A 12,986-nucleotide genomic window follows, 5' to 3' on the forward strand; every position below is an offset into this window, starting at 1 on the left:
CGAGACCGATGAGAGTCTAGCCTAAGACTACATGAAAAAAACTCTTTCCAAAGCAAATAACGTGGAAAGAGTTTTTCTTATTCATCAACACACTTATCCCTGCAAAACCTTATTCAAACTTTGTGTCGTTTCATTGAGCTTTACAATACTCTCCACCATATTAGTAACTCGTTCCTGCTGCAATTCAGCGCTGGCAAGTACTTCTTCTACAGAAGCAGCAGATTGCTCCGTCACAGAGGATACTGAATTTAGTTCGTCATTAATTCGAGCAGAAGCCTCTTGCAGCTGACTATTGAGGTTCTGCAGGTGAACAGCTTGCTCCATCACTTCGGTAGTGTTGAGGTCAATATTCGTGAAGAGTGCTTCAATAATATCAGTAGAAGTCGTTCCTGCCATCGATGCTTCTTTGCCTTCGGAAATACGTAGGGCGGCACTGCTTACATCTTTCTGAATGGAGGACAAAATTTCGGCAATATCGGCTGATGACTGCTGGGTAGACTGGGATAACTTACGAATTTCAGCAGCAACAACGGCAAAGCCTTGTCCATGTTCACCTGCACGTGCGGCTTCAATGGATGCGTTTAGAGAGAGCAGGTTTGTCTGTGTGCTGATCTCCTGAATAGCGGTGAGAATCCCGCCAATTTTCTTATTTTCATTATTTACTTTTTCAATCATGTGTGTTGTATCTTCGACGATTTCAGACACGAGGTGAATCAGAGAACTGAGCTCAGCAACTTGAATCTTTCCATCCTTCGTTAACTCCGCGGCTTTACGAGCCCGGTCGCTCGTTGTGTTTGAAGCATCAGATGTTCTTTGCACGGATTCATTTAACTCATGCATTGCGGAACTAATGTCAGATACACTGCCGGCTTGCGATTCCATTCCCGTTGATATTTCTTGAAAAGCAAGCAGCACCTCATTATTAATCTTTCCTGCCATATTTGCATTTTCGTTAAGTTCTGCTCCCGACGTCGTAATTACATTAGATACTTGCCGTACTTCGGTCATGAGTAGTTCCATCTTTTGTCGTGCCTGCTCCGATTCTTGCATGCTTGATTTTATATTTTTCAACATTCGTTTTCCAATGGTGCTTTGACCGAGCATAGTTAGCCAAGTGACCCAGTAATAAGCATTGGAGCCGATCGTATCTTCACCCACATAGATAGCGTAGCAGAAATAGTTAAGCACGATGAGTCCAATGATTCCATTGAGCAGCAGCGGTTTCATATCCATATAAAGAGAGGTAAGAGCCAGTCCTAGAAACATAATGACATAATCTGAAGGTGATTTACTTGCATACATAAAGGTAAAACAAATCACATTAAATCCAACAGCCACAAAATACATCGTTTGTTTCACATACCACTTCTTGAGATAGAAGAGAGTGCATATTGCTGCTACGGGAATGGCTGTGCACAGGATCGCGAGAATGATATCCAAACTTCGGTAACTTGCGGCGAGCCCAAGAGCAGTGCAAATCCATAACAACCTAACCATAAGTCCATTTCTTTTATGCAATTCACTTAATTCTTGCGTCATTTCTTTTTCCTCCCGCGTTAGGTGATGATTTATATTAGGGACCACTTGTTATAGAAATGTTCCTGCAACGTTTACGCGTTAGTTTCGCTCTTGTGAAAGGTTCGCCATATTCGTAGGTAAAACGAACTCTATAATAAAGGCCTATGTTACTATATCGTCTAATTCACCCTCACATCTTAGTGTAAAAATTTAACTCTGCAATGAGATTTTATATAGAGGAATGAGTAATTAAAATCCTTCTATGTATTTATGCAAAAAAACACCTAGCCCTTTCATTTAAAAGGGTTAGGTGTATAACGAATTATATATTTTACTGATATACTCGGACAATTCCTGCTCCTGTTACGAGTCTTGCCTCATTAGCTCCGCTGCCGATGGTATGGTCTGGTTCAGATGACGCTGTTTGTTCGATCACTTCTCCAAGCAATTCAAGTTTGCCTGAGCCTGTTCCGGCAAGGAAGGTAAATGCTTCTGGGGTATCTGTTTGAAAGAAGATATCGCCTGCACCCGATTCGGCATTCAGCTGACTTGTACTCACTTGTTTCATATCAAGGTTACCTGCATCCGTTTTGATCTCCATCGTTTTGGTGTTTAACCGTTCCACTGTAATATTACCGCTTTGTGTAATGAGTGAAATATGTTCATATGCTTTTTCAGGGATAATAAGCGTGAGATTAAGTTTTACATGATTCGGATTCGCACCTGTATGATTGGAATTGGCATCGATGTCACCCGGTACTCGTACCTCTGCAATCAGCGTTTGGCTGTTCGTTGACAGAACTAGTTCGGGGGCAGTCTCTGCATTTATCTCTTCATTATTTAGTGTAGCTGTAATGTGGTCCGTATTTTGCTCCATTTTGATGAAAATATTACCTATGTAGTGCTGACTTACTTCAATTGAATGAATATCTGCTGCATTTAATTCTTTGGTATACGTACTTCGTCCAGCAGATGAAGTGGTAGGAGGATTCACTGCGTTATCCTGATTCGAATCTTGGCTTGGATGAACAGCGGTATCATTTTGAACGGAAGAGTCGTTCTGAACAGGAGAATCGTCATTAGTATTCTCTTTATCGCAGGCACTTAGGAGCAGCATTGTGGCGAATAGGGCAAAAAATAACTTCTTCATGTCACTTCACTCGTTTCGTATGTAATTAGTTGGGGCTCATTGTTTACATCTATCAATGTCTATCAATGTATACCCATAAACGACAGATTTGATTGGCTGTACCTACAGAGGAAACTTGGAGAATTAGCGGATAACGCAGATACCCCAATTTCTTCTAAACAAGGAATCATAGGAAGAAAATAAGATAGTGATAAAGATAGCGACCCGTTTTGCAAGGGTGTTTTTTTGAGGGTTTAAATTCCAAACCAACAATATAAATGTATAATAATGGAATATAGATTGTGGATCAGGAAAGGAGAGGGATCGTATGGAACAGCAGAATGAAGAGAAGCCTGAGCAGCCTGGCGAAACCATACCGAAAAAGGTTGAACCGCTTACGGTCAGTGAACTATTCACCTTGGGGCGAAAACCAGCAGAGGATTTGGTATATCTCTTATTTTGGACTGGAATGATTGGGGTTTTATACAATGCTTTTGTATTCGGAAAATATATCTCATTGACCTTCACCCTCATGAATACATTTTCAAGTGATTTTTATGAAACTACGACTACAGGGGGAGATCATGTTCTTCTAGGTTTTGTTGCAGGTGCAATTGGTTTTGGTGTTCTGTTCGTTCTATGGAAAGTATGTTGTGAGCTGTTGCTCCTTATATTCAAGTCTCTTCAGAAATATGTAGGATCGAATGATTGAAAATGAGAGGTCTCACATTACTAATCATTTTGGTATTTATGACGACGGCATGCAGTAATCACACATTACCAAAGGTAGACTCCCCAGCTGGTGAATTTCTAATAGAACAAGGTTATGAAATCATTCAGCAAGAAGACATAGTGTATGAACATAGGCTTGAAAAAAAAGACCTGACGCAGCTGCCGCATCAAATGTATTGGAGTGTTCAATCTGTCGATGCCGCTTCGTATATCGGGAAAATAATTTATACTTCTAAATTCTATGTTAAGAATCATCCGTTAAATCAAGCTCCTTCTAACCTTAAGGGCCAAACAATCGTATATGTAATGCAGACGGAGAATGAGGTAATTGGCGGGTACAGTTTACCTGACCTTGATGATCCTACAGATGGCTCGGTGTATTCACTAGATGGACGGACACTGGAGGAGTTCTCGGGGATGGACTTTGGAACATGGAAACAACAGTGGGACAGCAAGTACAAGTAATTACTTACTATATAAATACGCTCTGCGTAGATGTAAAGGATGGCCTACCTATGAACCATTTAAAATTTATACCAATGAGTCAAAAGCACGCAAAAACCATCGCCACATGGACATACCCTGAACCTTATTCACTGTACAACATGGATGACGATGAAGAGACTATAGAGGAACTAACGGGGGGCAATTACTACGCCGCACTTGATGAAGAAGAGCAACTTATCGGGTTTATTTGTATAGGAGAAGCGGCAAGGGTTCCGGGAGGATATGCAGCCAGAATTTATAATAATGAACAGCAAATCGATATAGGTTTAGGGATGAGACCTGATCTGACGGGAAACGGGCAGGGTGGATTGTTTTTAAAAGAGAGTATTTCATTCATCCGTAATCTCTCGAATTATTCGTCATTACAGCTCGTTGTTGCCACATTCAATGAACGGGCTATGAAAGTATATGAGCGAGCTGGATTTCATAAGGGACAAACCTTTCTTAGCAGAGATAGAGAATTTTTAGTCATGAATCAAATATAATTATCAAAAAACTGCACCTCTATGTTAGAAGCGTCTAACATAGAGGTGCAGTTCAGCCCATTAACGACTCTTTTTACTTAGATACCGCTTTAGCATATCGATAACATGGACTATTTATGGTCTGTTTAGCGGGGGAAATCTTTAAAATTCTTTCCCTCGTATTTTTGAGAAAAGCATGGTGTCCGACAACTTCCCATAGACATCCAGACTGTCTCCGCGTAAAATTCCTTCAAGGACAAACCCGTTCCGCTCGGCTACCTTCGCGCTTTTCACATTTCTTGCGTCACAGCGAATTTCGATCCGGTTAGCCGCGAGTTCACGAATTGCGTAGTTGGTTATGGCTTCTACAGATTCACTCATATAGCCTTGACCTGCATAGGAGCTTCTAAGCCAGTAACCAATTTCAAATTTGCGAACATCCCAGTCAATCCGGTGCAGTCCGCTGCTTCCGACCAATTGTCCATTTTCTTTGGAGAACAGCATGAGTCGTAAATCGGATCGCTTCAGAAATTTCAGATGTGCCTGCCTGATATTAATTTCCGAGTTCTCGGGGGTAAGCGAGTCATTCGCAAAAGGCATCCATGGACGCAGTTCTTCCATGCTCTCCTGAACCGCTTCATAGGAGGCAGCGCCATCCCCATATTTAGGTGCACGGATGATCAGCCTTTTACTTTCAAAGGATTCTGGAATCGTGAGCATGATCTTTTCTGTAGTTTCATGGGTCATATTGCTAGCCTCCAGTGGAAAAATTTCTCATAAACATAACATGGAATGTATTTTACTGGCAATTAAATTATTTAGGAGAGTTGATAAGTTGTATAAGTACGCAATTACAAAATATAATCCTCATTTCCGCGATGAAGAGGGAAGATATCTAAAGGAAGATTGGATTGCTATTAGTGACATAGGTAAGTTGTTTGATGGTGAGATGCTGACAGCTGACCATTATATGAAAATAGAAGACAGTTATATTCAAGCCATACAGATGGTTATGGAATATATGAAAATACCATTTTTGATGGTTAATCAAGTCGCGAGAAGTTTTTCTTACGATACTTTTATGGAAATGAATGAACAATATCGTGAACTCTATTCTAAGGAATTACTAGAAACTTATACTCATATAAAAGACTTAGATGAGCTTGATAAAGAGCAGGTGGGTTCTTTTTGCAGATTAGTTTTGCGTGAAGATATGTGGGCTAAAGTATATTATCCTAGAAGAATGAAGGTCTTTATCGCATATGACTATCTGATGGGAATTCATACCTCAAAGTCGATTGAGACTATAATTCCGTTAATCGAGCAACTGGGATTGTTTGTTGAAGAACACTAACCCTTCTAATAACTTGAGGGCAGCAAAATCATGTATCAAATAAAATGATTTCTTTCGTTAGATTCACCCGATGTTATACATAACCAAAGCAAAGTAACCCACTCGCTAGTTTTCACTGGAGTAGGTTACTTTTTTTGATTACAATGCTAATTCAAATGCATCAAAGGCACTTTGTGCAGATCTACCTAAATACGATACGTCGCAAAAGGTTTAGCATGAATAAACGGTTCACTGATCTGATCCAGCTCAGCACCGAGATCTGAATTCATATCAATCTCAAGGCTTTTGATATTATCGTCTAGCTGCTCTGTCTTTGTCGCACCCACAATAACGGTAGAGACCGCTGGACGGTTCATAAGCCAAGCAACAGATAAAGCACTCGGGGAGTAACCATGGGAAGCGGCAAGATCACTTACCTTACGTCCAAGCTCCAAATTATGCTCTTCTAGGAAACGGTTAAAGTTCGGATCCGTCTCGGCACGGGAACCAGATGGAGCGCTGTTTTTGTTCGTATACTTCCCTGTCAGAATTCCCCCTGCAAGCGGGAAGTAAGGGATGATTCCAACACCTTGGTTAAGACACATCGGAACGAGTTCAAGTTCGGGTGTACGATCCGCTAGAGAGTAACTGGTCTGAGTAGATACATAGCGCACGAAATTCCGCATCTCGCTAATACCGAGTGCCTTCATAATCTCCCAAGCAGCATAGTTAGAAGCGCCGATGTAGCGTACTTTACCGGAACGTACCATGTCGTCGAGTGCCCGAAGGGTTTCTTCTAGAGGTGTGTTAGGATCAAAGGTATGAATCTGATAGAGATCCACATAATCGGTTTGGAGTCGTCTCAGGCTGTTCTCCAGCTCAAGCTGTAGATGATAGCGGGAAGATCCACGCCCGTTAGGCTTATCGTCTTTGACAAGACCTGCTTTTGTAGCGAGTACGACTTGATCTCGCTTCCCTTGCAGGGCTTGTCCAATGATTCGTTCTGATTCGGTTCCTGCATAAATATTGGCTGTATCAATAAAGTTGATACCATGATCGATGGCGTGATGGAGAATACGGGCAGAGGTTTGCTCATCCGCTCTCTTACCAAAAGAATTCGTGCCAAGCCCAAGCTGTGAGACTTGAAGTCCACTTTGACCTAGATAGTTATATTTCATTAGAACAATGCCCCTTTCAAGATCTTCGGTAGGATTAGTCAGAAATGATCTATAGACATTAAGTATATTATTTCCAGAGAACGAGAGCAAAAGAGATAAGAAGAATAGGGAAATAAACCCTCATTTATAGCAGGAAGAAGCTCTTTAATAGAGTCCACTTATGAATTGATTCAGTAGATCATTAATTTTTAGTATAGAATGGAAAAAAGGAGGGTGTATGTATGATAATCGTAATTCCCTTACTTATTATATTTTTAACTATGGGCATCAATTTCCTTGTGAAGTCAAAAAAGGATTCTGCAAATAAAGGCTTCTATCAATGGATAGGAATTTCTTTAATTGTAATGGTCATCTTTTTTGTTCTGCTTTCTTCCTATCAATTCATTGCTCCGGATGATCATATAGGACATTAGCAGCTACCAGCATCTTTAAGTGGAGTAATCGATGTTCTGAAATGAAGAAATTCTTACAAAGAAAGGTAAGCCCCCGATCATTTATGACTGGGGACTTACCTCTTTATTTTATATCTAGCTTGATGAATTAACCGATAAAACGTACATGTGTGATCAGACCATCTTCAACACGGTAGACAGGAACAGCATACAGCAGATCTGTTCTTCCGCTATGTCCGCTGACTTCTTCATGATCGATGACATAAGGACCGTTCACAATCCGAGTCAGAATCTTCGCATGCAGCTCAGGACTTACTTCAAATGTCTTCGTATATCTAGCGCGAATCTCTTCTCTGTTCGTTTGTTGCACGTTGCCCGCAGCATCTTCAATAACACAATTGGGATGATAAGTACGGAGTAAAGCTTCAATATCACGTGCATTGTAAGCTTCAAGCTGAGCATCAATAACTTGGGTGATCGACATAGGAAAGTCTCCTTTACGTATGGGAAGATGGGTAGATAAAGAGTTCATTTGTTCAGAATATAACAATTTTTACCACACCAATCAACTACTATTTTAAAGTGGTAAAGTTAGCTTCAATAAACTTTCTAATCTTTTCATTCTTCTTCGTAGTCTCATGATACTATGGACATTAAAGGTGCAGTGTATTAATGACATTCAGCTTTATGAAAATACTTACACAGGCATTAGGACAATAATAAGGAGCTGGATTTACATGATCTTATCAAAAGATACCCATAAGCATATTACAATTGGACACATGACGTTATTTATTCCTGATTATGACCTGGATCGCTACATATTCATAACAAGACTTGCGAACCTATTCGGAGTACAGACGAATACACAAGCGGGTCTCCAATTGTTAGAGAAGATTCAGGAAGAGGAAGAAGGGTTGCTGGACCGAATTACCTTTGAATATGACGATGGGGGAATTATGGTTCATGCTAGCGAGGACCAAGCGGAGGCAATCCTTCAAGTCATTTTCTTGGCGCATGATCTCATGGTTCCGCCTTATCAGATGAACCTATCTAATGAAGAAAAGAATAGTGTAATCGAGTACTGCAGAAATTGGGTTAGACCAACCCTGCAAACATGCAAGACTGGTGACGTATTTACGATCCCTTTGATGAATGAGGACTATGCCTACGGACAAGTAATAGGGGAGACAGCGGAGAAGAATCCGGTATGTGCCCTTTTTGAATGTTGCTCGGAAGAGGTGTTAGATCCTTCTTATATCGTAAATCAGCGTCCCATTGCCATTTTACCGTTAGCAGGCGACAAAATACATAATTTCACCTTTCAGGTGATTGGAAGTGCTCCCGTACTTATTACCGGAGAAGGAGCCGTATCCGAATATCAAGGAAGAAAGATCAAACGTTTCTCCGATTCTTATTTTACCGAATTAGCAAATGCTTATTATGGACTTACAGATTGGGATGATCCAATGCAAGACTATAAGGCGTTTCTCTTACCAGGAGTAGAAGGGCCATACAATAACGCTTTAAGACCAGTGCCGAATACGGTGATTGATGTCATTCCCGGTGAGCGCATTGGAAATCTCTATCTTGGGATGAGCGAGAAAGAATGCAGTGAGGTGTTGGAATCCTATAGGAAAGAGCATCTAAAAGGTCTTTGGAATTATTCGCTTAATGATGTTTTTCGTATCGACTATGATCCGGAGGGAAAGATCTCTTTTATAGAGATGGTCACAGGTTATGAACCGGAACTTCTTCAAGTCCGTATCCATTTGCCGGAACAGAAGGTGGATGCTTTTCACACGAAAGCTAAGATACTGATTCCGATGATTGATAATGTATCGCCTTATGATCGGTCCGAAGAGGATAATGGGTATGCTTATTATTTTAAAGAGTTAGGACTGGCATTGTGGCGAGGAAATGTAGTTGAAGAAGAACAGATGGAGGAAGCATGGTATAAGGAAATGGGTGCTGAAAATCAGCAGGACGAGCTGCGGTTTATGTACTTTGAGACGGTCAGTGTGATGGTACCAGGTTACTATAATCAGTCCTAAAACTTGACATTAAAAAATGGAATATGGTATATAAAAGGAAGACTTAGCACTCTCTTTATTAGAGTGCTAAAATAGGTTAACGAGTAGAAGGGAGACTATTCATGGCAACGAAACAATTCCAAGCGGAATCCAAGCGTTTACTTGAAATGATGATTAACTCCATTTACACCCAGAAAGAAATTTTCTTACGGGAACTGATTTCTAACGCAAGTGATGCGATTGATAAAATGTACTATAAAGCTTTGGTGGAAGATCAACTGACTTTCCAGTCCGAAGACTACTTTATTAAGATTACGGCGGACAAAGAAAACCGCACTTTAACAATTTCCGATACAGGAATCGGGATGACACAAGAAGATCTGGAGAATAACCTCGGGATCATCGCGAACAGCGGTTCTTTTGCGTTCAAGAACGAGAACGAACTGAAGGAAGGACACAATATCATTGGTCAGTTCGGGGTTGGTTTTTACTCTGCATTCATGGTGGCTGACAAGATTACCGTGATTACAAAAGCATGGGGAAGCGAGCAGGCTTACAAATGGGAGTCCGAAGGCGCAGATGGATATACCATTGAATTAGCAGAGAAAGACAGCGTGGGAACCGATATTATTCTTCACATTCGTGAGAATACAGAAGAAGATTCTTACGATGAATACCTTGAAGAGTATCGTCTTAGAACCATCATCAAGAAGTATTCTGATTTCATTCGCTATCCGATCAAGATGGATGTGAAGACGCAGAAGCCGAAAGAAGATGCTGAGAACGAGTTCGAGGAAGTTATCGAAGAACAAACCGTGAACAGCATGGTACCGATCTGGCGCAAAAATAAAAATGAGCTCACAAATGAAGATTATGAGAACTTTTATTTTGAAAAACGCTATGGTTTCGATAAGCCGCTGAAACACGTTCATATCAGTGCAGACGGTGCAGTTGTATATAATGCCATCCTGTTTATACCGGAAAAAACACCGTTTGATTACTACACAAAAGAGTACGAAAAAGGTCTTGAACTCTACTCTAACGGTGTTCTTATTATGGACAAATGCGGTGACTTGCTGCCAGATTACTTCAGCTTCGTGAAAGGGATGGTAGACTCCGAGGATCTATCACTCAACATTTCCCGCGAACTTCTGCAGCATGATCGTCAGCTGAAACTGATTGCGAAGAACATTAAGAACAAAATCAAATCCGCACTTCAAACGATGATGAAGGATGAGCGCGATAATTACGTGAAGTTCTATGAATCCTTCGGCAGACAATTGAAATTCGGTGTATATAACGACTACGGTATGAATAAGGGTGATATTCAAGATTTGCTCCTGTTCTACTCTTCTAAAGAGAAGAAGCTTGTGAGCTTGGCTGAATATGTATCCCGTATGCCGGAAGAGCAGAAGTATATCTACTACGCAACAGGTGAGTCTGTAGAACGTATTGACCGCTTGCCGCAAACGGAGCTTGTAGCCGATAAAGGATACGAGATTCTGTACTTCACAGATGATGTGGATGAGTTCGCCATCAAGATGCTTCAGAACTACCAGGAGAAAGAGTTCCGTTCGGTATCGAGCGGTGATCTTGGATTTGAAGCGGATGCAAGTGAGCAGGAAGCGGAAGCGAAAGAAAATGAGAACAAAGAATTGTTCGAACAAATGCAAGAACTGCTTGGCGGTAAAGTGAAGAAAGTCAAAGCTTCCAAACGTCTGAAGTCTCATCCGGTTTGCTTGTCTGCTGACGGTGAGATTACGATTGAAATGGAAAAAGTGCTGAACGCGATGCCAAATGCAGATGGACAGCAGGTGAAAGCCGATAAAGTGCTGGAAATCAACGCAAACCATGAAGTGTTTAATTCACTCAAACAAGCATTTGAGAACGATAAAGAGAAGTTTGCTGTGTACACTAGCGTACTGTACAATCAAGCACTTCTAATTGAAGGCTTGCAGGTTGAAGATCCTGTCGCTTTCACTAATGATATTTGCAAAATTATGGCGTAAAATCAATTCATCAAAAGCCCTTCCTTTATGTAAGCATAAGGAGGGGTTTTTCCTTTTATATGTCTAATCAGCTTAATCTTTAAATGGCGGATAGCTTACAGACCAATGTTGATTCGAAAGAACCGGAAAGTCATGGACTGAAATGATGTTATACAGCGTATCCCGGACAAAATAAGACTTCACTAAGGTATTGTCATTATCGGCTGAGAAGGCAGGCAGGCCATCCTTTAGATAATAATGTGTTTCTTCCAGTAAGGTCAGGTTTTCTAGTTTCATAAAGTTCTGAAATTTGTTTTTATATAGTTTATTAACCTCAGTTAATGAATAAGAAATCATCCAATCGAGAGGCATAGAGAATTTTCTCAAACTAGTTCTTTGTAGATTTATAGCGGGGGCACAAGACATGCCTAAACTTACGATGAGTTCATAGCTTTTCTTTACGTCTTGTAAGTTCATGGAGTCACCCATTTTCTGTGAAATTTCGTTTCTATTCAATTATATACAAAACCCCCAATAATGTTTGGGCATTCAGAACAAGGGAGCTTCGTTATCCGGACCTAGATCATGCCAGACGGTTCGGCGGAAATAGACGAAGCTTATACGATAGAGAGCTTGAAACCAACGCAAACCAAGGCTACGCGGCAAAACAGCCCTGTCCTTAGCAGGACGGGGCTGTTTATCATGAGAACTAACTATTATCAACGATAAAGAAGGCGATAACGAAGATGACAATATAAAGAGTAATCCCAATTGCCATCCATAGTAAGGATGCTTTCGCATAATTGGACTTGTTCGGGTTGGTAGAGCTGCTAAAAGCCCAAATAAATAAAAATATGAGGTTCACGAGCGGGATAGCCATCAGAAAAGCAACAAGCATCCAACTTTTCACGCCTACCACTGGGGCTTCCGGAGCATCATACGTTTTCGGTGTAACATGAGGATCATTATCTAACACTTTTCTTCATCTCCTAACTTATGTATTTTTCTGTGTATGACCAATTTCATATGCACATTAAAAATTCTATGAAATCAATCCGTTATATAAAATACCACTTAATTGTAAAAAATGACAATACTTTTCACTTATTTTATTTTAACCTCAGGGCGTGTTCTCCTGATGCTGTATGGAAAATAAGATGTTTTTTATCTTTCCACGTAGGATCATTCATTCCAAGTACATCTTCAGCGGAGTCGTATTGTCTAAAATCCATATAACTATAACGGTTGTTGAGTTCTTTCAATAGGAGGCCCCCCAGCATGGACTGATAAAAGTCATAAGAATACATGGTTTCTCCTAGACTAGTTGCAGAGTATAGAACGACTACAGCTTCATTTCCGATCGGTGAGTGAATGGTTGTATAATGTTCATCATTGATTGCATGGCTGAAGTACAGAATGAGAAAAACAATAATAACTCCAGGCACAAATGCAGCAACAATGGTATAAATCTTAGCTATGATTCCCATCGACAACAGCACAATACTGTTGAAAATAAACATAGATAATACTAGACTGTCCGGTGGAAATAAGCGGAGATAATAGCCCATGCTATGTAGTACAATAAGCATCACATCTATACCAAGAAGTATGGAAATTATTTTACAAGTCCCCTTACGGGTCATAGGATAGGATGTGCCCTCCGTCTTATGATCTATATCTATATCTTGCATGTGCTCTTTTGGTGATTCATT

At 40.5% G+C, this 12,986-nt stretch carries 15 protein-coding genes; 7 read left to right on the plus strand and 8 right to left on the minus strand.

Features of this window, described 5'->3' with window-relative positions; translation table 11 throughout:
• Window positions 1-93 precede the first annotated feature (93 nt).
• The gene (locus tag QPK24_RS03720) at window positions 94-1,539 is read right to left on the minus strand and encodes a methyl-accepting chemotaxis protein (protein ID WP_285746286.1); all 1,446 of its coding nucleotides are present in this window, start codon (window positions 1,537-1,539) and stop codon (window positions 94-96) included.
• Window positions 1,540-1,849: 310 nt separating this feature from the next.
• Window positions 1,850-2,668 (minus strand): DUF4097 family beta strand repeat-containing protein, encoded by an 819-nt coding sequence (locus QPK24_RS03725; RefSeq protein WP_285746288.1) that lies wholly within the window; start codon window positions 2,666-2,668, stop codon window positions 1,850-1,852.
• A gap of 307 nt (window positions 2,669-2,975) precedes the next feature.
• Here QPK24_RS03725 and QPK24_RS03730 point away from each other — a divergent pair, with 307 nt between their 5' ends.
• Genes QPK24_RS03730 through QPK24_RS03740 form a run of 3 tightly spaced genes read left to right on the plus strand, consistent with a single transcriptional unit; the run spans window position 2,976 to window position 4,371 of the window.
• Window positions 2,976-3,359, plus strand: coding sequence for a hypothetical protein (locus tag QPK24_RS03730; protein ID WP_285746290.1), 384 nt, complete (start codon window positions 2,976-2,978; stop codon window positions 3,357-3,359).
• Window positions 3,356-3,844, plus strand: a complete 489-nt coding sequence (locus QPK24_RS03735; protein ID WP_285746292.1) for a hypothetical protein — start codon at window positions 3,356-3,358, stop codon at window positions 3,842-3,844. Before QPK24_RS03730 ends, QPK24_RS03735 begins: the two co-directional genes overlap by 4 nt.
• Window positions 3,811-4,371, plus strand: coding sequence for a GNAT family N-acetyltransferase (locus tag QPK24_RS03740; protein WP_285746294.1), 561 nt, complete (start codon window positions 3,811-3,813; stop codon window positions 4,369-4,371). Before QPK24_RS03735 ends, QPK24_RS03740 begins: the two co-directional genes overlap by 34 nt.
• A 141-nt stretch (window positions 4,372-4,512) precedes the next feature.
• Here QPK24_RS03740 and QPK24_RS03745 read toward each other — a convergent pair whose 3' ends face one another.
• Window positions 4,513-5,097, minus strand: coding sequence for a GNAT family N-acetyltransferase (locus QPK24_RS03745; protein ID WP_285746296.1), 585 nt, complete (start codon window positions 5,095-5,097; stop codon window positions 4,513-4,515).
• Between the two features lie 88 nt (window positions 5,098-5,185).
• Between QPK24_RS03745 and QPK24_RS03750 the strand changes: the two genes are divergently transcribed.
• Entirely contained in the window at window positions 5,186-5,704 is a 519-nt protein-coding gene (locus QPK24_RS03750; protein ID WP_285746298.1) for a hypothetical protein, read from the plus strand.
• 185 nt (window positions 5,705-5,889) lie between these two features.
• Here QPK24_RS03750 and QPK24_RS03755 read toward each other — a convergent pair whose 3' ends face one another.
• Entirely contained in the window at window positions 5,890-6,861 is a 972-nt protein-coding gene (locus tag QPK24_RS03755) for an aldo/keto reductase (RefSeq protein WP_285746300.1), read from the minus strand.
• Window positions 6,862-7,082: 221 nt separating this feature from the next.
• Between QPK24_RS03755 and QPK24_RS03760 the strand changes: the two genes are divergently transcribed.
• Entirely contained in the window at window positions 7,083-7,274 is a 192-nt protein-coding gene (locus QPK24_RS03760; protein WP_285746302.1) for a hypothetical protein, read from the plus strand.
• Window positions 7,275-7,401: 127 nt separating this feature from the next.
• Here the strand turns inward: QPK24_RS03760 and QPK24_RS03765 are convergent, their stop codons facing one another.
• Entirely contained in the window at window positions 7,402-7,737 is a 336-nt protein-coding gene (locus tag QPK24_RS03765; RefSeq protein ID WP_285746304.1) for a nuclear transport factor 2 family protein, read from the minus strand.
• Window positions 7,738-7,990: 253 nt separating this feature from the next.
• Here QPK24_RS03765 and QPK24_RS03770 point away from each other — a divergent pair, with 253 nt between their 5' ends.
• Entirely contained in the window at window positions 7,991-9,307 is a 1,317-nt protein-coding gene (locus QPK24_RS03770; protein ID WP_285746306.1) for an Imm26 family immunity protein, read from the plus strand.
• Between the two features lie 101 nt (window positions 9,308-9,408).
• Window positions 9,409-11,295, plus strand: coding sequence for a molecular chaperone HtpG (gene htpG / locus QPK24_RS03775; protein ID WP_285746308.1), 1,887 nt, complete (start codon window positions 9,409-9,411; stop codon window positions 11,293-11,295).
• 72 nt (window positions 11,296-11,367) lie between these two features.
• Here htpG and QPK24_RS03780 read toward each other — a convergent pair whose 3' ends face one another.
• The 3 genes from QPK24_RS03780 to QPK24_RS03790 form a co-directional block, all read right to left on the minus strand.
• The gene (locus QPK24_RS03780) at window positions 11,368-11,790 is read right to left on the minus strand and encodes a DUF1796 family putative cysteine peptidase (RefSeq protein ID WP_285746310.1); all 423 of its coding nucleotides are present in this window, start codon (window positions 11,788-11,790) and stop codon (window positions 11,368-11,370) included.
• Between the two features lie 193 nt (window positions 11,791-11,983).
• On the minus strand, window positions 11,984-12,250 hold the full coding sequence (locus QPK24_RS03785) for a hypothetical protein (RefSeq protein ID WP_285746312.1): 267 nt from the start codon (window positions 12,248-12,250) through the stop codon (window positions 11,984-11,986).
• A 133-nt stretch (window positions 12,251-12,383) separates the two neighbouring features.
• Window positions 12,384-12,917, minus strand: coding sequence for a hypothetical protein (locus QPK24_RS03790; protein ID WP_285746314.1), 534 nt, complete (start codon window positions 12,915-12,917; stop codon window positions 12,384-12,386).
• Between the last annotated feature and the right edge of the window lie 69 nt (window positions 12,918-12,986).

The sequence above is a fragment of the Paenibacillus polygoni genome (assembly GCF_030263935.1).
GTDB lineage: Bacteria > Bacillota > Bacilli > Paenibacillales > Paenibacillaceae > Paenibacillus > Paenibacillus polygoni.